At 65.3% G+C, this 23,194-nt stretch carries 18 protein-coding genes; 13 read left to right on the forward strand and 5 right to left on the reverse strand.

From position 1 onward, the window contains the following. Positions 1 to 36 precede the first annotated feature (36 nt). The 7 genes from fusA (at position 37) to AB6804_RS04050 (ending at position 8,932) form a co-directional block, all read left to right on the forward strand. On the forward strand, positions 37 to 2,142 hold the full coding sequence (gene fusA, locus AB6804_RS04020; protein ID WP_035968140.1) for an elongation factor G: 2,106 nt from the start codon (positions 37 to 39) through the stop codon (positions 2,140 to 2,142). 102 nt (positions 2,143 to 2,244) lie between these two features. After that, complete coding sequence (locus AB6804_RS04025) at positions 2,245 to 2,724, forward strand: cupin domain-containing protein (protein ID WP_035968141.1); 480 nt, start codon at positions 2,245 to 2,247, stop codon at positions 2,722 to 2,724. A 114-nt stretch (positions 2,725 to 2,838) separates the two neighbouring features. Beyond that, entirely contained in the window at positions 2,839 to 4,500 is a 1,662-nt protein-coding gene (locus AB6804_RS04030) for an ABC transporter substrate-binding protein (protein ID WP_370885303.1), read from the forward strand. A gap of 11 nt (positions 4,501 to 4,511) precedes the next feature. Beyond that, the gene (locus AB6804_RS04035) at positions 4,512 to 5,519 is read left to right on the forward strand and encodes an ABC transporter permease (RefSeq protein ID WP_370885304.1); all 1,008 of its coding nucleotides are present in this window, start codon (positions 4,512 to 4,514) and stop codon (positions 5,517 to 5,519) included. Beyond that, positions 5,516 to 6,373 carry an ABC transporter permease gene (locus AB6804_RS04040; RefSeq protein ID WP_370885305.1) on the forward strand — a complete coding sequence of 286 codons (858 nt, stop codon included), beginning with the start codon at positions 5,516 to 5,518 and terminating at the stop codon, positions 6,371 to 6,373. Before AB6804_RS04035 ends, AB6804_RS04040 begins: the two co-directional genes overlap by 4 nt. Beyond that, the gene (locus tag AB6804_RS04045) at positions 6,370 to 8,454 is read left to right on the forward strand and encodes an ABC transporter ATP-binding protein (RefSeq protein ID WP_370885306.1); all 2,085 of its coding nucleotides are present in this window, start codon (positions 6,370 to 6,372) and stop codon (positions 8,452 to 8,454) included. Before AB6804_RS04040 ends, AB6804_RS04045 begins: the two co-directional genes overlap by 4 nt. A 61-nt stretch (positions 8,455 to 8,515) precedes the next feature. Continuing rightward, a complete protein-coding gene (locus tag AB6804_RS04050) occupies positions 8,516 to 8,932 on the forward strand; it encodes a hypothetical protein (RefSeq protein ID WP_370885307.1) in 417 nt (138 codons plus the stop codon). Positions 8,933 to 8,943: 11 nt separating this feature from the next. Here the strand turns inward: AB6804_RS04050 and AB6804_RS04055 are convergent, their stop codons facing one another. Genes AB6804_RS04055 through aspT (AB6804_RS04065) form a run of 3 tightly spaced genes read right to left on the reverse strand, consistent with a single transcriptional unit; the run spans position 8,944 to position 13,260 of the window. Beyond that, entirely contained in the window at positions 8,944 to 9,789 is an 846-nt protein-coding gene (locus tag AB6804_RS04055; protein ID WP_370885308.1) for an aldo/keto reductase, read from the reverse strand. 53 nt (positions 9,790 to 9,842) lie between these two features. After that, on the reverse strand, positions 9,843 to 11,549 hold the full coding sequence (gene aspT / locus AB6804_RS04060) for an aspartate-alanine antiporter (protein WP_370885309.1): 1,707 nt from the start codon (positions 11,547 to 11,549) through the stop codon (positions 9,843 to 9,845). Between the two features lie 28 nt (positions 11,550 to 11,577). After that, positions 11,578 to 13,260 carry an aspartate-alanine antiporter gene (gene aspT / locus AB6804_RS04065; protein ID WP_370885310.1) on the reverse strand — a complete coding sequence of 561 codons (1,683 nt, stop codon included), beginning with the start codon at positions 13,258 to 13,260 and terminating at the stop codon, positions 11,578 to 11,580. Between the two features lie 538 nt (positions 13,261 to 13,798). Here aspT (AB6804_RS04065) and AB6804_RS04070 point away from each other — a divergent pair. Together AB6804_RS04070 and AB6804_RS04075 are read left to right on the forward strand one after the other, a co-directional pair. Continuing rightward, a complete protein-coding gene (locus AB6804_RS04070) occupies positions 13,799 to 14,782 on the forward strand; it encodes a LysR family transcriptional regulator (RefSeq protein WP_370885417.1) in 984 nt (327 codons plus the stop codon). Positions 14,783 to 14,847: 65 nt separating this feature from the next. Beyond that, a complete protein-coding gene (locus AB6804_RS04075; RefSeq protein WP_370885311.1) occupies positions 14,848 to 15,873 on the forward strand; it encodes a 2-hydroxyacid dehydrogenase in 1,026 nt (341 codons plus the stop codon). A gap of 21 nt (positions 15,874 to 15,894) precedes the next feature. On the opposite strand, the gene AB6804_RS04080 is transcribed toward AB6804_RS04075, so the two are convergent. Beyond that, positions 15,895 to 16,392 (reverse strand): hypothetical protein, encoded by a 498-nt coding sequence (locus tag AB6804_RS04080; protein WP_035968163.1) that lies wholly within the window; start codon positions 16,390 to 16,392, stop codon positions 15,895 to 15,897. Between the two features lie 203 nt (positions 16,393 to 16,595). Here AB6804_RS04080 and AB6804_RS04085 point away from each other — a divergent pair, with 203 nt between their 5' ends. Genes AB6804_RS04085 through pdeM form a run of 4 tightly spaced genes read left to right on the forward strand, consistent with a single transcriptional unit; the run spans position 16,596 to position 22,678 of the window. Further along, positions 16,596 to 17,648 carry a ligase-associated DNA damage response exonuclease gene (locus AB6804_RS04085; RefSeq protein WP_370885312.1) on the forward strand — a complete coding sequence of 351 codons (1,053 nt, stop codon included), beginning with the start codon at positions 16,596 to 16,598 and terminating at the stop codon, positions 17,646 to 17,648. Then, a complete protein-coding gene (locus AB6804_RS04090) occupies positions 17,645 to 19,300 on the forward strand; it encodes an ATP-dependent DNA ligase (RefSeq protein ID WP_370885313.1) in 1,656 nt (551 codons plus the stop codon). Before AB6804_RS04085 ends, AB6804_RS04090 begins: the two co-directional genes overlap by 4 nt. 38 nt (positions 19,301 to 19,338) lie before the next feature. Then, positions 19,339 to 22,002: a ligase-associated DNA damage response DEXH box helicase gene (locus tag AB6804_RS04095; RefSeq protein ID WP_370885314.1), complete on the forward strand. Its 2,664-nt coding sequence runs from the start codon at positions 19,339 to 19,341 to the stop codon at positions 22,000 to 22,002. Positions 22,003 to 22,009: 7 nt separating this feature from the next. Then, complete coding sequence (gene pdeM, locus AB6804_RS04100) at positions 22,010 to 22,678, forward strand: ligase-associated DNA damage response endonuclease PdeM (protein WP_370885315.1); 669 nt, start codon at positions 22,010 to 22,012, stop codon at positions 22,676 to 22,678. Here the strand turns inward: pdeM and AB6804_RS04105 are convergent, their stop codons facing one another. Beyond that, the gene (locus AB6804_RS04105) at positions 22,679 to 23,119 is read right to left on the reverse strand and encodes a hypothetical protein (RefSeq protein ID WP_370885316.1); all 441 of its coding nucleotides are present in this window, start codon (positions 23,117 to 23,119) and stop codon (positions 22,679 to 22,681) included. Positions 23,120 to 23,194 lie beyond the last annotated feature (75 nt).

Here is a 23,194-nt window from a genome sequence, read left to right on the forward strand (position 1 = left end):
GCCGCGCCGCCATGACATCTTCCACAGGAGGTTCACGTGCCCCGCAAGACCCCCATCGAGCGCTATCGGAACATTGGAATTAGCGCTCACATCGATGCCGGCAAAACGACGACGACCGAGCGCATCCTTTTCTACACCGGCGTGACCCACAAGATCGGCGAGGTTCACGACGGCGCGGCCACGATGGACTGGATGGAGCAGGAGCAGGAGCGCGGCATCACGATCACGTCGGCCGCCACGACCGCCTTCTGGAAAGGCATGGCCGGCAATTACCCCGAGCATCGCATCAACATCATCGATACGCCGGGACACGTCGACTTCACCATCGAAGTCGAGCGCTCCATGCGCGTGCTCGACGGCGCGTGCATGGTCTACGACTCGGTCGGCGGCGTGCAGCCGCAGTCCGAAACCGTGTGGCGTCAGGCGAACAAGTACAAGGTGCCGCGCATTGCGTTCGTCAACAAGATGGACCGCGTCGGCGCGGATTTCTTCCGCGTCCAACGGCAGATCGGCGAGCGTCTGAAGGGCGTCGCCGTGCCGATCCAGATTCCGATCGGCGCGGAAGAGCATTTTCAGGGCGTCGTCGACCTGGTGAAGATGAAGGCCATCCTCTGGGACGATGAAAGCCAGGGCATCAAGTTCGCCTACGAGGAGATTCCCGACAATCTCAAGGAAATCGCTCACGAGTGGCGCGAAAAGATGGTCGAGGCCGCGGCCGAATCGAGCGAGGAGCTGCTCGAGAAGTATCTGACCGACCACGAAAGCCTGACCGAGGAAGAGATCAAGGGCGCCTTGCGCAAGCGCACGATCGCCAACGAAATCGTGCCGATGCTGTGCGGCAGCGCGTTCAAGAACAAGGGCGTGCAGGCGATGCTCGACGCGGTGATCGACTACCTGCCCTCGCCCGTCGACGTGCCCGCGATTCTCGGCCACACGGAGGACGATCAGCAAGCCGAGCGTCATCCGAGCGATGACGAGCCGTTCTCCGCGCTCGCGTTCAAGATCATGACCGACCCGTTCGTCGGCCAGCTCATCTTCTTCCGCGTGTATTCGGGGGTCGTGAATTCAGGCGATACCGTCTACAACCCGGTGAAGTCGAAGAAGGAACGCCTCGGGCGCATCCTGCAGATGCACGCTAACGAGCGCAAGGAAATCAAGGAAGTGCGCGCGGGCGACATCGCGGCGGCGGTCGGTCTGAAGGAAGCCACGACCGGCGACACGCTCTGCGATCCCGACAAGATCATCATTCTCGAACGGATGATCTTCCCGGAGCCGGTGATTTCGCAGGCCGTCGAGCCGAAGACGAAGGCCGACCAGGAAAAGATGGGCATCGCGCTGAACCGTCTCGCGCAGGAAGATCCGTCGTTCCGCGTGGCGACCGACGAAGAATCCGGCCAGACGATCATCTCCGGCATGGGCGAGCTGCACCTCGAAATTCTCGTCGACCGGATGAAGCGCGAGTTCGGCGTCGAGGCGACGGTCGGCAAGCCGCAGGTCGCGTATCGCGAGACGGTGCGCAACAAGGTGACCGATGTCGAAGGCAAGTTCGTCAAGCAGTCGGGCGGGCGCGGCCAGTACGGGCACGCGGTCATCACGCTCGAGCCGGATCCGGGCAAGGGCTACGAATTCGTCGACGCCATCAAGGGCGGCGTGATTCCGCGCGAGTTCATCCCGGCGGTCGACAAGGGCATCCAGGAAACGCTGAAGGCGGGCGTGCTCGCGGGCTATCCGGTCGTCGATACGAAAGTGACGCTGACGTTCGGCTCCTATCACGATGTCGATTCGAACGAAAACGCGTTCCGCATGGCCGGTTCGATCGCCTTCAAGGAAGCGATGCGCCGCGCGAAGCCGGTGCTGCTCGAACCGACGATGGCTGTCGAAGTGGAAACGCCCGAGGAATTCATGGGCAACGTGATGGGCGATCTGTCGAGCCGGCGTGGCATCGTGCAGGGCATGGAGGACATCGCGGGCGGCGGCGGGAAGCTCGTGCGCGCCGAGGTGCCGCTGGCCGAGATGTTCGGTTACTCCACGTCCCTGCGCTCGCTGACGCAAGGCCGCGCGACCTACACGATGGAGTTCAAGCATTACGCGGAGACGCCGAACAACGTGTCGGAGGCGATCATCAATTCCAAAGGGAAATGATCGCGGCTCGCCGTTGTGACATTCGCGTGTAATATCGGAAGTCCGTTGCTCGCTCGTGTTGGTGGCGGCAACGGACTTTTTTTGTCCACGGACGCAAAGACCATGAGCGACGCACATCACATCGATTGGCGCGAAAACGGCGTCAAGGTCATCAAGGGCGATCAGCTCGACACCAACACCGCGCAGACGCCGGGCATGCACCGCGCGGCGGCCATCAACGCGGCGCGCGTCGGCGCGCAGAAAATCTGGGCGGGAACGGTCACGATCCATCCGAACGCGAAGACCGGCGCGCACCATCACGGCGCGCTGGAAAGCGTGATCTACATCGTCCACGGACAGGCACGCATGCGCTGGGGCGAGCACCTCGAATTCACCGCCGAGGCCGGACCCGGCGATTTCATCTTCGTGCCGCCTTACGTGCCGCATCAGGAAATCAACGCGAGCACCGATGAGCCGCTGCAGTGCGTGCTCGTGCGCAGCGACAACGAAGCGGTCGTCGTCAATCTGAACATCGACGCTGTCGAGCAGCCCGAAGAAGTCTATTGGGTCGATCCTATTCACAAAGATCCGCACGCCCACTAAAGCCGCATCGCGCCTGGAAACGCATCGGCGCGTTCCTTGCTCCCGCGCCCTGACCCGCGACGCGGGTCCTTGCCTGACGAAAACGCCGGACAACAATCACACGGAACGACACGGATGAAGAAAAACCCGACCGACGCGCATCACATCGAACTCGCACGCGCGCAAGCCGGCGAACTCGGCAATCACGCGATCGACGAATTCAGGGCCGGCCGCCTTACGCGGCGCGAACTGCTGCGGCATGCGAGCGTTCTCGGCATCGCGCTGACGGCGGGCGGGCTGTTCGGCATGCCGATGGCGCGCGCCCAGGGCGCGGGCAAGCCCGGCGGCACGATCCGCGTCGCGCACATGACGCCGGCCGGCGCGGTCGATCCGCTGACGGTCACGGATGCAGCCGGTCTCGTGCTCATCAATCAGACAGGCGAATTCCTGATCGACGACGACAGCGAGACGCTCACGCTGCGCCCGGCGCTCGCGCTGTCATGGTCGTCGAACGCGACGGGCGATGTCTGGACCTTCAAGCTGCGCCCCAACGTGAAGTTCCACGACGGCCAGCCGATGACCGCGAAGGATGTCGCCGCGACCTTCAACCGCCTGGCCGATCCGGGCGCGGGGTCTGCGGCGCTGTCGGTGCTGAAGGGCGTGTTGTCGAAGAACTCGGCGAAAGCCATCGACGATCACACCGTCGAGTTCCATCTCGATGCGCCGAACGGCAATTTTCCGTACTACGTTTCGTCGGACAACTACAACGCGGTGATCCTCCCGGCGAACTTCAGCGGATCGTACGAGAAGTCGTTCGTCGGCACGGGCGCGTTCAAGCTGGAGAAGTACACGCCGAAGGTCGGCGCGTCCTTCGTGCGCAATCCCGACTACTGGGGCGACAAGGCGCTGCCCGATCGCGTCAATTTCTCGTTCTACGCGGACCATCAGGCGCAGCTTCTCGCAATGCAGGGCCGCCAGGCCGACGTGATGGGCGACTTCACCGTACAGGGCGGCGTCTCGCTGCTGACGAACCCGCAATACAAGGTGCTCGGCGCGAAGTCGAGTTCGCATCGGCAGATTCATATGCGATGCGACACCGGCGCGTTCAAGGACAAGCGCGTGCGTCAGGCGCTCGCGCTGGCGATCAATCGCGAAGTCATCGTGAAGGGGCTGTTTCGCGGACGCGCGGTCGTCGGCAACGACAGTCCGTTTGCGCCCGTCTTCCCGTCGAGCGATCTCACCGTGCCGCAGCGCAAGCTCGATATCGCCCAAGCGAAGAAGCTGATGAGCGAAGCCGGCGTCGCGAACGGCTTCGACATTACGCTCACGACCGAGAAGTACATGGAGATTCCCGATCTCGCGGTCGTCGTGCAGAACGCGGCGAAGGCGATCGGCATTCGCATCACGCTGAAGGTCGAGAGCCAGGACCTGTATTACGGCTCGGGCACGTTCGGCAAGTCGGACTGGCTCGATTCGCCGCTCGGCATCACCGATTACGGGCATCGCGGCGTGCCGAACGTATTTCTCAACGCGCCGCTCACGAGCGGCGGAACGTGGAATGCGGCGCACTTCAAGAACGCCGATTACGACAAGCTCGTCGCGCAGTTCGTCGCGGCGCTCGATGTCGCGTCGCAGAAGAAAGTGTCCGGGCAAATCCAGCGTCTGCTGCTCGATGAAACGCCTGTCATCATTCCGTATTTCTACGACCAGTTGATCGTCACGCGCGCCAGCGTGAGCGGCGTGCGCTTCAACGCGATCTCGCAGATGTGGTTCGACCGCGCGACGGTATCGGCATAAACGAGGCGTCCATGAGCACGATCACGCCAACGGCGCACGGTGCCGACTTCGCCAGAATGAAACGCATCGTGCGCTTCGTCGGCGTGCGCGTGCTGCTTGCGCTCGTCACGCTGTGGCTGTTGTCGATGATCGTCTTCGCGGGCGGCCAGCTCTTGCCCGGCGACGTGGGCCGCGCGATCCTCGGCCCGCTCGCCGACGCCCGCGCCGTCGCGGCGCTCAATCATCAACTAGGCGTCGACAGGCCGCTCGTCACGCAATACATCGACTGGATCACGCATTTCGTGCGCGGCGACATGGGCGAGTCGTATGCGTTTCGCGCGCCGGTTGCGCCGTTCATCGGCGCGGCGCTCGTGAAGTCGGCCAAGCTCGGCGCGCTTGCTTTCGTGGTCGTCGTGCCGCTGGGCATCGCGGGCGGCGTGTATGCGGCGCTCCACGCGGGGCGCTTCATCGATCGCGTGATCAGTATCGGCGGGCTGACGGCGACGGTCGTGCCGGAGTTCGTGTCGTCGATCGTGCTGATCCTGATCTTCGGCGTGTGGCTGCAATGGCTGCCGATCGAAGCGACCGCGCCCGCCGACGCGAGCGTTCTGCTGCAATTGAAGCATCTGATTCTGCCCGTGCTGCCGCTCGTCTTCGTGTTCTTCGGCTATATCGCGCGGATGGCGCGTGCGGGCACGGTCGAGGCGCTCGATGCGGACTACACGCGCACCGCGATTCTCAAGGGCCTGCCGCGCCGCATCGTGATCTTCCGGCACGTGCTGCGCAATGCGCTGCTGCCGACAGTGACGGTCGCTGCGACGCAGTTCGGCTACATGATCGGCGGGCTGGTCGTGGTGGAGACGCTGTTTCATTATCAGGGCATCGGTTCGCTGATCTACGGCGCCGCGAAGGCCAAGGACTTTCCGATGCTCGAAGCGGGCGTGCTCACCATCGGCGTGATTTATACGGCGGCGAATCTGATTGCCGACGCGCTTTACGTCGTGCTGAATCCGCGCCTGCGCACCGGAGGCGCGCGATGAGCACCGCCACCGCTTCCGCACCTGAACCGCGCCGCTTCGAAGCGCTTGGCGCGCTGCTGCGTTCCGGCACGTTCGACTTCGGCGCGCTCATCCTGCTGTTCTGGGTCACGTGCGCGTTGTTCGGTCACTGGCTCGTGCCGCTCGATCCCTACGCATCCGATCCGCTCAACTCACTCGCGCCGCCGTCGCCCGAGCACTGGTTCGGCACCGACCAGCTGGGCCGCGATGTCTTCGCGCGCGTGATCATCGGTTCGCGCGACATCCTCACCATCGCGCCGCTTGCGACGCTCATCGGCACGGCGGCGGGCACGGCCATCGGGCTGATCGTCGGCTATTTCGGCGGATGGGTCGATGCGCTCATCGGCCGTATCACCGATGCGCTGCTCGCGCTGCCGCTCGTGATCGTCGCGCTGCTCGCGCTCGCGGCGGTCGGCGCAAGCGACGCGACCGTGATTCTCGTGATCGGCCTGACCTTCGCGCCGATCACCGCGCGCACCGTACGCGCTGCCGTGCTCGGCGAGCGCCATCTGGACTACGTGCTCGCGGCGCAACTGCGCGGCGAGAACGCGTTTTACATCATGTTCGCGGAGATCCTGCCGAACGTGCTGCCGCCGATCGTCGTCGAGGCGACGGTCCGGCTCGGCTACGCGATCTTCGCGGTCGCGACGCTCTCGTTCCTCGGCTTCGGCATCCAGCCGCCTTCCGCCGACTGGGGCCTCGCGCTTTCCGAAAGTTACACGCTGATGGCGGGCGGCGCATGGTGGACCGTCGTCTTCGACGCCGCTGCGATCGCGTCACTGGTGGTCGCCGTCAATCTCGTCGCCGATGCCGTGCAAGGAGTGCTCGACCGATGAACGGACCGCCGCCATCGGCATTCCCCGCGTTCGGCGCGGCCAAGGGCGATCAGGCCGATGCGCTGACAGTCGTCGGACTGACCGTCGCGTATCGCGCGCGCGGGCACGAGCGCGAAGTGTTGCAGGACGTGACGCTGCGCGTGCGGCGCGGCGAAGCGTACGGGCTCGTCGGCGAATCGGGCTGCGGCAAATCGACGGCCGCCCTCGCGATACTGCGCTATCTGCCGCGCAACGGCCGCGTCAAGGCGGGACGCATCACCATCGGCAGCCGCGATGTCGCCACGCTTCATGCCGATGCGCTGCGCGGTCTGCGGGCGAACGCGGTATCGATGGTCTATCAGGACCCTGGCCGCGCGCTGAATCCGTCGCTGACGATCGCGCGGCAAGTGTCCGAAGCGTTCGAAGCGGCGGGCGCATCCGCCGACGAAGCGCGCTCCCGCACCGCCGACATGCTGCGTCGCGTGCGGATCGCATCGCCCGAGCGGGTGATGGAGAGTTATCCGCATCAGTTGTCGGGCGGCATGCAGCAGCGCGTGGTCATCGCGATGGCGCTCGCATGCAATCCCGAACTGCTGATCCTCGACGAACCGACGACCGGCCTCGACGCCACGGTCGAAGCCGAAGTGCTCGATCTCATCGCGCAATTGCGGGCGGAACTGGGCACGGCCGTGCTGTTCATCAGCCATAACCTTGCGGTGATCGGGCGCATGTGCGACCGCGTCGGCGTGCTGTATGCGGGCAAGCTCGTCGAAGAAGGCGTGACTGCCGATGTCTTCGCGAAGCCGCGTCACCCTTACACGGTCGGCCTGTTGCGATGCCTGCCGACGCGCGGCCGCAGCAAGGAAAGCGGCCGTCTCGATACGATCCCCGGTTCGCTGCCGCTGCCGGGCGCGATTGCGCAAGGCTGCGTGTTCGCGCCGCGCTGCAAGCTCGCCGATGACCGATGTGTGAGAGACGCGCCGCCGCCCTACCGCATGGCGGCGCTGCACGGCGATCAGATGGCGCGCTGTCATTATCATGAGCGCGCGCAGGACTTGCCGCGATCGACTGCGGAAGCGCCCGTGCCCGTCGCTGCCGCCGGCGATGAACCGGCGCTCGCGTTGTCCGCGCGCCATCTCTCGAAGACCTTCCGCGTCGGCGATGAGGACGTCCGCGCCGTGCAGGATGTCTCGCTCGATCTCGTGCAGGGCGAAACGCTCGGGCTCGTCGGCGAATCGGGCAGCGGCAAGACGACGCTCGCGAAACTGCTGCTCGGCCTCGTCGCTCCGGACAAGGGCGCAACCCTCGAACTCGATGGCGAACCGTTGCCCGAACGCGTCACGCGCCGCAGCGGCGAGCAGGTCAAGTCGCTGCAGATCGTGTTCCAGAACCCCGATTCGGCGCTGAATCGCGCACATTCGGTGCGGCGGCTCATTGCACGGTCGCTGTCGAAGCTCGCGGCGCTGCGCGGCGAAGCAAGAGAAACGCGCCTGCGCGCGCTGACCGAAGCGGTGCGTTTGCCGGAGCGTTATCTCGGCTCGCGCACGCGGCAGTTGTCGGGTGGATTGAAGCAGCGTGTGGCCATCGCGCGGGCGTTCGCGGGCGATCCGCGCGTCGTCGTCTGCGACGAACCGACTTCCGCGCTCGATGTCTCCGTGCAGGCCGCGATCCTCAATCTGCTTGCGGACTTGCAGCGCGAGCGGCGCGTGAGCTACGTGTTCATCTCGCACGATCTGAACGTCGTGCGCTATCTGTCGGATCGCATCGCGGTGCTCTATCTCGGACGCATCATGGAGATCGGCCGCGCCGCCGATGTCTTCGATGGTCCGCAGCATCCGTACACCGAAGCGTTGCTGTCGTCGGCGCCGTCGCTCGACGAAGCGGATGCGGGCAGTGGGCGCATCCGTTTGTCGGGCGACTTGCCGAGCGCGGCGAATCCGCCTTCCGGCTGCGTGTTTCATACGCGATGCCCGCGCAAGATCGGCGACATTTGCGAGCGCGAGACGCCGCCTTGCCGCGATGCGGGCAACGGCCACGCGATCGACTGCCACATTCCCGTCGACGCGTTGCGTGCGCTGCAATCGCAGGAAAAGGTCATCTGAAACGACGCACGCCGGAACCAAAGCGCGTTGCGGGCCTCTCATCGACATCACAACAACGAGGATGTCCATGAAAAAGTACGCTCTCTCGCTCGCAGCTTCCCTGGCGCTTGGCGCCGCCGTTTCGGCTCACGCACAGCCGGCGCCCGCGCCCGGCGCATCCGATCCGTCCTTCTCGGCGTGGTCGCTCGCGCAGCAATGCGGCCAGAAAGGCGACAACGCCGCGCAAGGCCAGTGCGTCGGCGCGGTGCGCGGCATCGTGCGGGGCTATCAGTACGGCGTGCTGTTCTTGTCGCAACGCGCATCGCTCGCGGATACCGATACGAAGCGCGTGTCGCTGTGTCTCACGAACACGTCGGTGTCGTCGATCGTCGATGACTTCATCGCCGACGCGAAGCAGGTCAGCGAAGCCGATTTGCGGCGCACGCCGGCTGAAGTCGCGGTGCTAGGGTCGGTGCACGCGCACCATGCTTGTTCCTGAGCGGTTGAAGGCTAAAGCATCTCCAGCCCCCGCTTGACCTTCGGCGGCTTGAACTGCTGATCGATATCCGCGAGTTCGTCGGTGGACAAGTGGATATCGAGTGCGGCGCGGTTCTCGCGGACATGCGCAACATCGGCGGCTTTCGGGATCGCGATTACGCCCGGCTGCTGCAACACCCACGCAAGCGCCACCTGAAACGCCGACACGCCACGCGACGCGGCGATCTTCTCCAGCACTCCGCCGCGCGGCAGCCGCGCATGATCGACGGGGCTATAGGCCATCGCCGGCAGCCGGTGTTCCCGCAGCCACGGCAGCAGATCGAACTCCGGCCCGCGTCGCGCGACGTTATACAGAATCTGATCCGTCGCGCACGCATCACCGCCATCGAGCGCGAAGAGCTCGTCCATATCGTCGGTGTCGAAGTTGCTCACGCCCCAATGGCGAATCTTGCCGTCGCGCTTCAGCTTCCCGAAGCCCGCGGCCACGCCCGGCAGATCCTCGCCGCCGCGCCAGTGCAGCAAGTACAGGTCGATGCGATCCGTCGCCAGCCGCTTCAGGCTCCGTTCGCACGCGGCCTGCACGCCGCGCTCCGTGCCGTTATGCGGATACACCTTGCTGACGATGAAAAGATCGTCGCGCCTGTCCGACAACGCCTCCGCGATGAGCCTCTCGCTTTCGCCGTCGCCATACATCTCGGCCGTATCGATGAGCGTCATGCCCAGTTCGACGCCCTCGCGCAATGCGGCGATCTCCGCCTTGCGCGCGTTCGGTCGCTCGCCCATTTCCCAGGTGCCCTGCCCGAGTTTCGGAATCGCTTCGCCGTCCGGCAGTTCGACGGCAGGAAATGCGTTCGCCATGAGGAGCCTCCTTGTGTCCCGCCGATTATGGCGCAAGGCGGCATCTCATGCCGTCACACGAGCCCGACGATCAGCGGCCCGAGCAGCGTCAGCAACACGTTCGCGAGCGCATAGGTGACGGCGAAGGCCGCCGTCGGCGCCGGGCTTTCCGCCTTGTCGAGCACGCCGCCAAACGCGGGATTCGCACTGCGCGCTCCGGACAGCGCACCCGCGAACACCGCCGCATTGTCATAGCGCAGCACGTAACGCCCGAAGAGCATCGTGAGCAGCAGGGGAAACAGCGTGACGAACACGCCGAGCAGAAAAATCGTGAGGCCGCTCTGCTTCACCGTGACGACCGCCTGCAAGCCCGAGTTCAGCCCGACGACCGCCACGAACGCGGCGAGCCCGAAGTCCTTCAGCAATTGCGATGCAGCCGGCGGCATCACGCCGTACATCGGATGCCTGCCACGCATCCAGCCGAATACGAGCCCCGCCAGCAGACAGCCGCCGCCCGAACCGAGCGTGATGGGTATGCCGCCCACGCGCACGACGATCAGCCCGATCAGCAGACCGACGACGATGCCCACGCCCATGTAGATGAAATCGGTCTTGTCGGAGTACGGCAGTTCGTAGCCCGCCACTTCGACCGCGCGCTTCGTGTCCTGCGGCGAGCCATAGAACGTGATGACATCGCCATGTTCCAGGCGCGTTTCGGGTAGCACGGGCAGCGGCATCCCGGCGCGCGTGACGGCCTGCACGTAGACGCCGTGGCGCATGTTGCGATCGACGGTGGCGCGCACGGCTCGCATCGTCCAGTGATTCACGCCGCGCATCGCGAAGACGCCCTGGCGCTTCTGCATGACGACGCTGACGCCGTCCGTGTCCGCGACTTCCTCGCCGAGTTGCGCCGCCGCGCCCGCCATCACCTCGCGCCGCCCGACGACGAGCACGATATCGCCCGGATCCAGCGTCATGTCGGGCTGCGGTTCGATCGCGTGGCCCGCGCGCCGGATGCGCTCGATGGTGATCGCGTCCTGTTCGTCCATCTCGATATCCGCGACCGTGCGCCCTGCCGCGCCCGCGCCGCCCGCACTGTCCAGCATCACGCGATACGTCCGCCCGACCAGGGGTGGCAGCGCCGAAATCTGCCCCGGCGCGGGACCGCCGAGGCCGCCCGCAAGCGACTTCTCCGCTTCGATCGACGCTTCCTTCAGGCTCTGTCCCATGAACTTCGGCAGGATGTTCACGCATACGATGATGGCGCCGAGCGAGCCGAACACGTAGGTGACCGCATAGGCGATGGCGACATCCGCCTGCAGCGCCTTCGTCTCCTGCGCCGGCAAGCCGAGCCGCGCGATGGCGTCGCCCGCGGTGCCGATGATCGCCGATTGCGTGAGCGCCCCGCCCGCCAGCCCCGCCGCGAGACCCTTGTTCAGGCCAAAGACCTTCGCGCACACGATCACCGTGACGAGCGCGGTGACGGCGAGAAAGACAGCCATCGCGATCTCGCGCAGCGTCCGGCGATTCAGCGAGTTGAAGAACTGCGGCCCCGAGTCGTAGCCGACCGCGTAGATGAACACGGCGAACATCACGGACTTCACGCCGTTGTCAATCTGCACGCCTGCCTGACTCACGACGACCGCCGCGAGCAGCGAACCGCCGACGCCGCCGAGCTGGAACTTGCCGAAGTTGATCTGGCCGATCAGATACCCGGCCGCCAGCGACAGGAACAGCGCGGTTTCCGGCGCCTTCTGGAAAACATGATGAAGCCAGTCCACTGCGCCCTCCGGGTAGCGGCCGAATCGTTCAGCCGAGCTTGCTCACGAGTCCGACGACGAGCGGGCCGAGCAACGGCAACAGCACGTTCGAGATCGCGTAGGTGATCGTGTAGCCGATCACCGGCGTCGAATTTCCCGTCACGCCGACGAGCGCGCTGATCGCCGGCGTGCTGCATTGCTGACCGGCGATCGCGCCGAGCAGCATCGGCACTTCGAGCTTGAGGAGCAGGCGGCCGATGAGAAGCGAGGCGATCGCCGGCCCGAGCGTGATGGCGATGCCCGCGATCGGCAGCGCAATGCCGAACTCGCGGATCAGCCGCAACGCATCAGCCCCCGCCGACAGCCCCACCGCCGCGATGAAGGTGCACAAACCGAAGTCTTTCAAAATCTGCGCCGCCGCCGACGGCAACGAGCCGATCAGCGGATACCGCGAGCGAATCCAGCCGAACACGAGCCCCGCGAGCAGACAGCCGCCGCCCGTGCCCAGAGACAGGTCGATGCCGCCCACATGCGCCGACAGCCGCCCGATAGCGATGCCGATCAGCACGCCGATACCGAGAAAGACGAAATCGGTCTTCTGCGTCGCGCGGATGATGTAGCCGAGCTTTGCCGCGCCGCGCGCGATATCCGCCTTTGCGCCGACGAGCGTCAGCACGTCGCCGCGCTGCACCTGGGTGCCCGGCAACGCCGGGATCGTGCTGTCGAGGCGCGTCACGGCGGCGACGTACACGCCGCGCCCTTCCGCCGGATTCGCGCGGGCGCGCGCCTGCGCGAGCGTCAGTCCGTGCATCGCGCGGTTCGTGAGCATCACGTCGACTTTCTCGACGAATACATCCGGTCCGCCGTTGGTGAACACTTCCTCGCCGATCAGCGGAATCGCGTCGAGAAGCGCGCCGCGCCGCCCCGCGATCACGATGCGATCGCCCGCTTTCAGCAAGACGGACGGCTGCGCCTTGACGACGGAACGCTCGCGCATCACGCGCTGCACGCTGATGTCGTGCCCGAAGCGCTTCTCCAGGTCGCCGATAGCAAGCCCCGCGGCCGTCGTCACCTTCAGCTCCCGCGCGGCGAGCGGCGACACGGCGGGCGTCTGCCCTTCGGCGAGCGCGCCGTCGCCGCCGAGTTGCCGCCACACGCGCTCCGCTTCATCGCGCAAATTCACACGGACGATGAGCGGCGCAATCTGGCTGACGAACAGCACGATGGCGACGAGCCCGAACAGATAGCTCACGCTGTACGCGGTCACGATGTTCGCCTGAAGCCGCGCGAGTTCCGCCGCAGGCAGGTTGAGCCGCGCCACGGCCTCGGATGCGGTGCCGATCACCGCGGATTCCGTCGCGCCGCCGGCGAGCAATCCGGCCGCTGTCCCGGCATCGAGCTTGAGCGCCGCCGCGATGCCGAGCACGAGCGCGACCACGGAAATGACCTCGACAAACGACAGCGCCCCGTAGCGCCATCCGCGCCCGATGTTCGCGAAAAATTGCGGACCGCCGGTAAAGCCGAGTGCGAAGATAAAAAGCGCAAACGCGATGTTTTTCAGATCCGGCGATATGCGCGCACCGCTTTGGCCGAGTATCAGCGCGACGATCAGCGTGCCGCAAACGCCGCCCAGCTGAATCGGCCCGAATTTCAACGACCCAATGAAAAAGCCTATCGCCAGGCTGGCGAACAGTGCGATTTCCGGTTGTCTCGCGAGTAGTTGCCAAAGCATGGCGCTTAATCCTTATCGGTCCCGACGTATCGCATTATTTTTAGATATGACTGAAATGCCAGTTGGCCGACGCAAAAACCTGGTGGTTTGACTATCGAGAAGCTGTTCTCGGTAAAAAAATATCATGCGCACTGCACAATAAGAGAGCACGGCATAAGCATTGATAAGGCACGAACCAATATCTCCGTCAATTAAGCACATTCACCATTTAATGAGCGAGCATATGCAGCAGAAAGCACCAAACAATAAAGCCTATTATTACGAACGCCTTTCGAAAAAGCAGGATAGTTATCTAATAGGGGGTCACTAATATGATTTTTAATTTCCTAAGGGCGCGGTTCTTCACAAAATAATTTCAAATGGCCAGGCGTTTCGAAGAACTGAAGAATTGTTATTCTGATATTGCAATATCTTGTTTTTGTCAATATTATGCGTACAAGCATCTTAAAAAGTGGGTGACTCGCGAGGCGTTTGCGTGACGCTCACATTCAACGCGGCACAACTGAGAGAGGGCCAAACGATGAATCAGATCCATGCTATGCGTGTGTTTGTTCGCGTGGCGGACACGGAAAGTTTTCGGCGTGCCGCGCAGCAGCTCGATGTATCGAATGCGTTAGTCACTCGCGCGATTGCAATGCTGGAAGCGCACCTCCGAACCCGCCTTATTAACCGCACCACTCGAAATCTTTCATTGACCGAGGCAGGCACACGTTATCTGGAAGGGTGCCGCGCATTACTGGAAGAACTCGATCATCTCGAATCCGCCGTCACGCATACCGAAGGCGAGCCGAGCGGCACGCTGCGCGTCGTCGCATCCAGTGCGCTTTCATTACTCACGTTGACGCCGCTCATCGACGGCTTCCGCAAGCTGTATCCGAAGGTGAATGTCCGCCTTACACTCGCCGAGCGGCACGTCGATCTTGTCGAAGACGGTTATGACGTCGGCATCGTCGCGGCGTTCATGGTCACGAGCACCGCGCTGGTCGAGCGGCCCATCGGCGTGAATGCGCTGGTGCCGGTCGCGACGCCCGAGTTCGTGGCCGAGCACGGCCTGCCCGCCGCGCCCTCCGACCTTCAAACGATGCCGTCGGTCGGTCTGCCTAACGACATGCGCAGTTCGTCATGGCACTTCCGGCATCGGCTGGGTACATCGGAACAGGTGACGCTCGCGCCGGTCTACTCGGTCAACAGCGCGCTGATGGTGCGGCTCGCGACGCTGCGCGGCATGGGCTTCTCGGTGCTGCCCGAAGGCATCGTGGCCGGCGACATCAGCGACGGATCGCTCGTGCGGCTCTTGCCCGACTATTCGGTCGAGGACCCCGAAATGAAGTTGTCGATCGTCTATCCGGGCCGTCAGTATTTGCCCGCCAAGACGCGCTTTTTCATCGACTATGCGCTGGAAAGGCTGACCAAGGAGATCAACTCCGGCAACACCCGGCCGGACGAGATGTTCCGTCAGCCGCCGGCTGGTTACCCGGCTTCCGTTGGGACCGGCGCCGCCGGCGTGACGACAACGCATTGACGCTCGCGTCCGCCTGAGTTCGGGCCGGCGCGAGTCCCATGACGAACCCGCTGCCGGCCGGAACGATGCCAGACACCTCTGCGAACACAGACACGAACCCGAAGCTCATTCTTTTCAGCGCCCGCCAATACGACGCCGATACCTTCCGCCAGGCGAACGAAGCCTTCGGCGTCGCGCTGGACTTTCAGGAAGCGCATCTCGATGCGCAAACCGCCATCCTCGCGCAGGGTTTCACGGCGGTTTGCCCCTTCGTCAACGACAGCCTCGACGAAACCGTCCTCGCAAAGCTGCATGCGGGCGGCACGCGGCTCATCGCGCTGCGCTCGGCGGGCTTCAATCACGTCGATCTGAACGCCGCGAAGCGGCTGGGCATCATCGTGACGCGCGTGCCTGCTTATTCACCGCACGCGGTCGCGGAACATGCCGTCGGGATGATCCTCACACTGAATCGCCGGTTTCATCGCGCGGTGGCCCGCACGCGCGAAGGCGACTTCTCGCTGAACGGCCTGCTCGGCTTCGACCTCTACGGCAAAACGGTCGGCGTGATCGGCACGGGCATCATCGGCCGCGTGTTCGGCAACATCATGGCGGGCTTCGGCATGCGCATCCTCGCCTACGATCCCGGCGCGCCCGCGCAAGACCTGCTCGATCGCGGCGCGCGTTACGTCGAACTCGACGAACTGCTCGCCAGTTCGAACATCGTGTCGCTGCACTGCCCGCTTTTGCCGTCGACGTATCACCTGATCGACGAACGCGCGCTCGCCCGCATGAAGCGCGGCGCGATGCTCATCAACACGGGGCGCGGCGGGCTAGTCGAAAGCAATGCGCTGATCGGCGCGCTCAAGAGCGGCCAGTTGGGACATCTCGGCCTCGACGTGTACGAGGAAGAAGGCGGCCTCTTCTTCGAGGACCATTCGGATCGCCTGCTCCAGGACGACGTCCTCGCGCGGCTGCTCACGTTTCCGAACGTGATCATCACCGCGCATCAGGCGTTTTTCACGCGCGAGGCGCTGATGGAGATTGCGCAGACGACGCTCGGCAACGTGAAGGCATGGGCCGAAGGCGCGCCGCGCAACGTGGTCGAAGCCTGACGCACGCAAATCAAGCCCGGCTCACACCTCGCCGTATTCCGCGCTCGTTTCGCCGGGCGCGGCGCACATCGCGCGCAGCAGATCGGCTTCGCGCTCGTGCACCTCCACCGGCATGCACAGCGCGCCCGCATGCGCGAGATAACGCGCGCGATGCTGCCCGTTGCGAAAGGCGACGACGCCCTCGCGATGCACGCCCAGCAGCCCGAGCAGCCCGCCCGTGCGCCGCGCGGTGATGGTCACGTAGGGCATCTCCGGCACGCGCGGGTTGTCGGGATCGAGGAACTCGCGAATGCCGCGCACCTTGCCCGCGTGCCAGTCATCGACGGCCTTGAGCACGTAGTCGGTGTCGTCCCGGTCGGCGCATTGCAGCAGTCTTCTCACGTCCACGAGCACGACCTGATGGCGCGAACCGGCATCGGCGAAGACCCGCTTCAGGCGCACGAAGTCGTACTGCGGGTGGCTTCTCAGCCTGACGATATACACCGCTTCCGCGGCGGTCGGCGCAACCATCGTGTCCATTTCGGCTTCACCAGAAAAATCGCAATGCGGCGCGAGCACTGTCGCGCGAAAACACCGCGCTTCGACGAGACAACAACTGAACAATACTTTTACACCGTAGCCGGTCTTCGTGAAAGCGGCATGACGGGCACGTGGCGTGCTTTGTTGCGTGAACTGAACACTCGAGGGCCAACGTGCAGGCAACGCAGCACACACGACGACCCGTGGACACCTCATCCGACCTCATCGTCGCGCGTCCCGAAGGCTTGTACTGTCCGCCAGGCGGTTTCTATATCGATCCGTGGCGGCCCGTCGAGCGCGCAATCATCACGCATGCCCACGCGGATCACGCCCGCTTCGGCCATGCGCGCTATCTCGCGGCCGAAGCCGGCGTGAGCGTGCTGCTGTCGCGGCTGCCGGGCATCGACGTGCAAGGGCTTCCCTATGGCGAACCTATCGACGTGAACGGCGTGCGCGTCTCGCTACATCCGGCGGGACATGTGCTCGGCTCGGCGCAAGTGCGGGTCGAGCACGGCGGGCGCGTATGGGTCGCGTCCGGCGATTACAAGGTCGAGCCCGATCCGACCTGCGCGCCATTCGAGCCGGTGCGTTGCGATACGTTCATCACCGAATCGACCTTCGGCCTGCCGATCTATCGCTGGGAGCCGTCGCAGGCCGTGTTCGACGGCATCGACTCATGGTGGCGCCACAACGCGAGCCAGGGCCGCGCGTCGGTGCTCTTCTGCTATTCGTTCGGCAAGGCGCAGCGGCTGCTCGCGGGGATCGACGCGGCCATCGGCCCGATCTTCTGTCACGGCGCAGTGGAACCTCTCAATCGCGCGTATCGCGAGGCGGGCGTCGCGCTGCCGGAAACGCGGCTCGTCAGCGAAATCGCCGCACGCGACAAGGCCGCGTTCAAGGGCGCGCTGATCGTCGCGCCGCCGTCCGCGCAAGGCAGCACGTGGATGCGCCGGTTCGGCGACTGCAGCGACGCCTTCGCCTCCGGCTGGATGCGCCTGCGCGGTACACGGCGGCGCAAGGGCGTGGATCGCGGCTTCGTGCTGTCGGATCACGCGGACTGGCCCGGCCTGCAATTGGCGATCGGCGCGACCGGCGCGGAACGCGTGATCGTCACGCACGGCCAGATCGATCCGATGGTGCGATGGCTTTGCGAGCAAGGCCTCGACGCCGGCGCATTCAGGACCGAATACGGCGACGATGCGATCGAGGCCGACACCGCAACGAGCGACGCCACTGCGGAGACGCCACCGCAATGAGACGCTTCGCGACGCTCTACGCCGCGCTCGACGCGACCACCTCGACCAACGAAAAGCTCGAGGCGCTGATCGCGTATTTTTCCGGCGCCGAGCCTGAAGATGCGGCGTGGGCGTCGTATTTTCTGGCGGGCGGCAAGCCGCGCCAGTCGGTGCCGACGCGCCTGATGATCGAATTCGCCCGCGAGCGCGCGGGGCTGCCCGAATGGCTCTTCGAAGAGTCGTATCAGTCGGTCGGCGATCTGGCCGAGACCATCGCGCATGTGCTGCCGCCGCCCGAACGCGAGTCCGAACTCGGGCTTGCGCAGTGGATCGAGGATCGCGTGCTGACGCTGCGCGGCGCGAATCCCGACGAACTGCGCGAGCGGCTCGTCGGCTACTGGAACGAGCTGAATTGGAGCGAGCGTTTTCTGCTGACGAAGCTGATCGGCGGCGGCTTTCGCGTGGGCGTCGCGCGGCAACTGGTGGTGCGGGCGCTCGCGGAAGTGGCGGGCGTCGATCACAAGCGCATCGCGCAACGCATGGTCGGCTGGACCGATTCACGGCAAGCGCCCAGCGCCGCGCGTTATCTGCGGCTGATTGCACCGGCCGCCGAGGGCGATGACGTCGATACCCCGCACGAAAGCGATCTCGGCCTGCCCTATCCGTTCTTTCTCGCGCATCAGTTGCAGGCCGAACCGGCGACGCTCGGTTCACCGGCCGACTGGATCGTCGAATGGAAGTGGGACGGGATTCGCGCGCAACTCGTCAAGCGCGGCGGCCGCGTGTGGATCTGGTCGCGCGGCGAAGACTTGCTGACCGAACGCTTTCCGGAGCTTGCCTCGCTCGGCGCGGCGCTGCCGGACGGCACCGTGATCGATGGCGAAATCCTCGCATGGGAGCCGGGAGCGACCATGCCGCTGCCCTTCGCACGGCTTCAGCCGCGCATCACGCGCAAGTCGCTGACGAAGAAGGTGCTCGCCGATTCCCCCGCCGCGCTGCTCGCCTACGACCTGCTCGAAGCCGATGGCCGCGATCTGCGCACGGAGCCGCTGCATGCGCGCCGCGCAAAGCTCGATGCGCTCGCGCGGGAACTGTCGGTCGATCTGCTGCGCGTGTCACCGGTCGTCGAGGAATCCGACTGGTCCGCGCTCGCGGCCTTGCGCGAGGAAAGCCGCGCGCGCGGCGTCGAGGGGCTGATGCTCAAGGAGCGTGCGTCGATGTACGGCGTCGGCCGCACGAAGGCGTCCGGCACGTGGTGGAAATGGAAAATCGACCCGTACACCGTCGATGCCGTCCTGCTCTACGCGCAACCCGGCCACGGACGGCGCGCGAGCCTGTACACCGATTTCACGTTCGCCGTCTGGGACGAAGCCGACGGCGTGCGCACCCTCGTCCCGTTCGCGAAAGCGTATTCCGGCCTGACCGACGAAGAGATGCGCCAGGTCGATGCGATCGTGCGCAAGACGACCGTCGAGAAGTTCGGCCCGGTGCGCAGCCTGACGCCGACGCTCGTGTTCGAGATCGGCTTCGAAGGCATACAGGCAAGCCCGCGCCACAAATCGGGCATCGCGGTGCGATTCCCGCGCATGCTGCGCTGGCGCACGGACAAGTCCATCGAAGATGCCGATACGCTCGATCTGCTGAAGGGCTTCCTCAACGAGGCGGCGGCATGAAGCGGCAGGCTTCATCGCAGCGAGACGAAGCTGACGCCATGACCACTCCCGACGAACACGACGACACCGCGCCGCCCGACGTCGCCAGCCGCGCTCGCCGCCGCGCGCCGCGTCCCCGGCGCGTGCCGCGCACGCAGGCTGCGCAGGCCAAACTCGATGCCGCCGTCGAAGCGTTCAGGCCCGCGCCTTTCGTCTTCGACCCGATCGAAGCCGCGAAACCGATGGACGAGCGCATCGCGCGATGGTTTGGCGAGCGCGGCTGGCAGCCGTTTCCGTTCCAGAGCGAAGTCTGGCGCGAAGTCCGGCGCGGCGCGAGCGGCCTGCTGCACGCGACGACCGGCGCAGGCAAGACCTGGGCGATCTGGCTCGGTGCGCTCGCTGCGTTCGCGAGCCCGCCGAAGACGCGGCGCAACGCGAAGCCAGTCAAGGACGCCGTCGACAAAGCCCCGCTTCCCGCGCCGCTCACCGTGCTCTGGATCACGCCGATGCGCGCGCTCGCCGCCGATACCGCCCGCGCGCTGCAAACCGCCGTCACGGCGCTCTCGGTGCCGTGGACCGTCGGCTTGCGCACGGGCGATACCGCGTCCACCGAACGCGCGAGGCAGAATCGCCGCATGCCGTCCGCGCTCGTGACGACGCCCGAAAGCCTCACGCTGATGCTCACGCGCGCCAACGCCCGCGACGAGCTATCGCATGTGCGGCTCGTCGTCATCGACGAATGGCACGAATTGCTCGGCAACAAGCGCGGCACGCAGACTCAGCTCGCGCTCGCACGCCTTGCGCGCTGGCGGCCGGATCTGCAAGTCTGGGGCTTGTCCGCGACGCTCGGCAATCTCGCGCTCGCGCACGATGCGCTGCTGCATGCCGTGACGACGCCGCGCGTCGTCGTGCGCGGCGCGCAGCCGAAAACGCTCGTCGTCGATACGCTGATTCCGGACACCATCGAACGCTTTCCGTGGGGCGGGCATCTGGGCGTGCGTCAGGTCGGCCCCGTCGCCGATGAAATCGAGCACGCGCAAAGCTCGCTCGTTTTCACCAACACGCGCTCGCAATCGGAAATCTGGTATCGCGCGCTGCTCGATCTGCGGCCGGAGTGGGCCGGGCTGATCGCGCTGCATCACGGCTCGCTCGACAAGGAAGTGCGCGACTGGGTCGAACTCGGGCTGAAGAACGGGCAACTGAAGGCGGTCGTGTGCACGTCGAGTCTCGATCTCGGCGTCGATTTTCTCCCGGTGGACCGCGTGTTCCAGATCGGTTCGCCAAAGGGCGTCGCGCGGCTGATGCAGCGCGCCGGACGATCCGGCCATGCGCCGGGCCGCGTATCGCGCGTGACGATCGTGCCGACGCACGCGCTCGAACTCGTCGAAGCGGCGGCGGCGCGCTGGGCGATCGAGGAACGTCGCATCGAAGGGCGCGACATGCCGATGAAACCGCTCGACGTGCTTGTGCAGCATCTCGTGACGGTGGCGATCGGCGGCGGCTTCCATCCCGCCGGGATGCTCGATGAAGTCCGCACCGCCTATGCGTACCGCGATCTGACGCAGGCGGAATTCGACTGGGCGCTCGCGTTCGTCGAGCGCGGCGGCGCGTCGCTGGCGGCGTATCCGGACTATCACCGCGTCGTCGCGGGCGATGACGGCGTGTATCGCGTGCCGCGCGAAGATCTCGTGCGGCGGCATCGGAACAACGTCGGGACGATCGTCGCCAATGCGACCATCAACGTCGCCTATATGACGGGCGGGCGCATCGGCGCGATGGAGGAATCGTTCATCTCGCGCTTGAAGCCCGGCGATGTCTTCACGTTCGGCGGCCGCGCGCTCGAACTGATCCGCGTGCGCGACATGACCGCCTATGTGAAGCGCGCAACATCTTCACGCGGCGCGATGCCGCAATGGGCGGGCAGCAAGATGCCGCTGTCGTCGGAGCTGGCCGAGGCGGCGCTCGTGATGCTCGCCCGCGCGAACGACGGCATCTACGACGAGCCTGAAATGCTGGCCGTCAAGCCGCTGCTCGATCTTCAGGCGAAGTGGTCGGCGCTGCCGGGGCCGGGCGTGCTGGTCGTCGAGGCGGTGCGATCGCGCGAGGGGCATCACTTTTTCTGCTATCCGTTCGCCGGGCGGATGGCGCATATCGGCCTCGGGTCGCTGATCGGCTGGCGCGTCGCGCGGGATCAGCCGAGCACGTTCTCCATTTCGATGAACGATTACGGCTTCGAGCTGCTGTCGGCCAAGCCGTTCGACTGGGAAACGCTGATCGCCGACGGCCTCTTCTCGCCCGACAATCTGGAGCACGATATCCTCGCGAGCCTGAACGCGTCGGAATTGTCGGCGCGGCGATTTCGCGAGATCGCCCGCGTGTCGGGGCTGATCTATCAGGGGCATCCGGGGCAGCAGAAAAGCGCGCGGCAGTTGCAGGCGTCGAGCGGCCTCTTCTACGAAGTGTTCCGCAAGCACGACCGCGGCAACCTGCTGCTCGCGCAGGCCGATCAGGAAGTGATGCTGCAGGAGCTGGAAATGCGCCGCCTTCGCGACGCCCTCGTCCGCATGAGCGAAAGCCGCCTCGCGTTCACGCATCCGAAGAAGCCGACGCCGTTCGCGTTTCCGCTGATCGTGGCGCGGCTGCGGGAAAAGGTGAGCACGGAGAAGCTGTCGGATCGCGTGGAGCGGATGCTCGCCGATCTGGAAAAAGCGGCGCAAGCTTGAGCAACTTATGGCAATAGAAGCACTGACAATCGACGTAAATGGCCGCGCGCTGCTGCTTTCGGCGGAGCGCGCGGCGTTCGATCCGCTGGAGAAGGCGCTCTTTATCGCCGATGCGCACTTCGGCAAGGACGCCGTGTTCCGCGCGCGCGGCATTCCGGTGCCGGCGGGCGCGACCGCCGAGAATCTCGCGCGGCTCGATGCGCTGATCGCGACGCATCGGCCGGAGTCGATCGTCTTTCTCGGCGACTTGCTGCATGCCCGCGAATCCCACGCCGATGAAACCCTCGCCGCTCTCGATGCCTGGCGCGCGAAGCATCGCGCGTTACGGCTCGTGCTTGTCGAAGGCAATCACGATCGTCACGCGGGCGAGTTGCCGTCGCGCTTCGGCGTCGAGCTGGTGAAGGAGCCGTATCGGCTGGGGCCGTGGGCGCTTTGCCATCATCCGCAGACCGTCGCCGATGCCTACTCGCTCGCCGGCCATGAGCATCCGGTGTATCGGCTGTCGACGCGCATCGAAAGCGTTCGGCTGGCGTGCTTTCGCTTCGGCGCGCGCGCGGGCGTGCTGCCCGCGTTCGGCGCATTCACCGGCGGCTTCGAAGTCAACGACAGCGTGCGCCGCGAGCGCGAAACCGTGTACGTGGTAGCGGGCGAGCGCGTGTTCGGCGTGCGCGTCTGATCAGTGATAGACCTTCGTCGATGCCTGCAGCTTCGACAGCGCGCCGCGTTCGAGCTTGTACCAGCCGAGCGACGTCTGCATCACCACTTCATCGCCTTGCCAGAACACGCGCTGCACCGTCATGCGCTTGCCCGAGCGTTGCACGAGCGGCGGATTGCGGCGGAAGTCGTAGAGGACCGGGCCGACATCGGTCTGCATCAGCGAGCGCGTGAGGGCGCCGCTGGCGTCGGTTTCATCGAAATGGGCGATGCGGCGGGCGTCGAAGCGATCGAACGCCTGCGTGCCGAGCATCGCGGCGAAGCCGGATTCATCGCGCAGGAAGTACACCGTGCCCGCCTTCGTCGCGATGGGGCCGGAAGTGTCGCTTTGCGCGTACGCATGAGTGGCGAGAAGCACGGCGCACGCGACGGCGGCGCGCAGACGGCTGGTAATCGATGACATAGGTTGTCTGCTGGTTGCTGTGTATTTCCAACACTTCACGATGCGCAATGATTCGCGCGCACGGAAGCTCGTTGC

The organism is Caballeronia sp. RCC_10 (assembly GCF_041360715.1).
In the GTDB taxonomy this organism is placed as follows: domain Bacteria; phylum Pseudomonadota; class Gammaproteobacteria; order Burkholderiales; family Burkholderiaceae; genus Caballeronia; species Caballeronia grimmiae.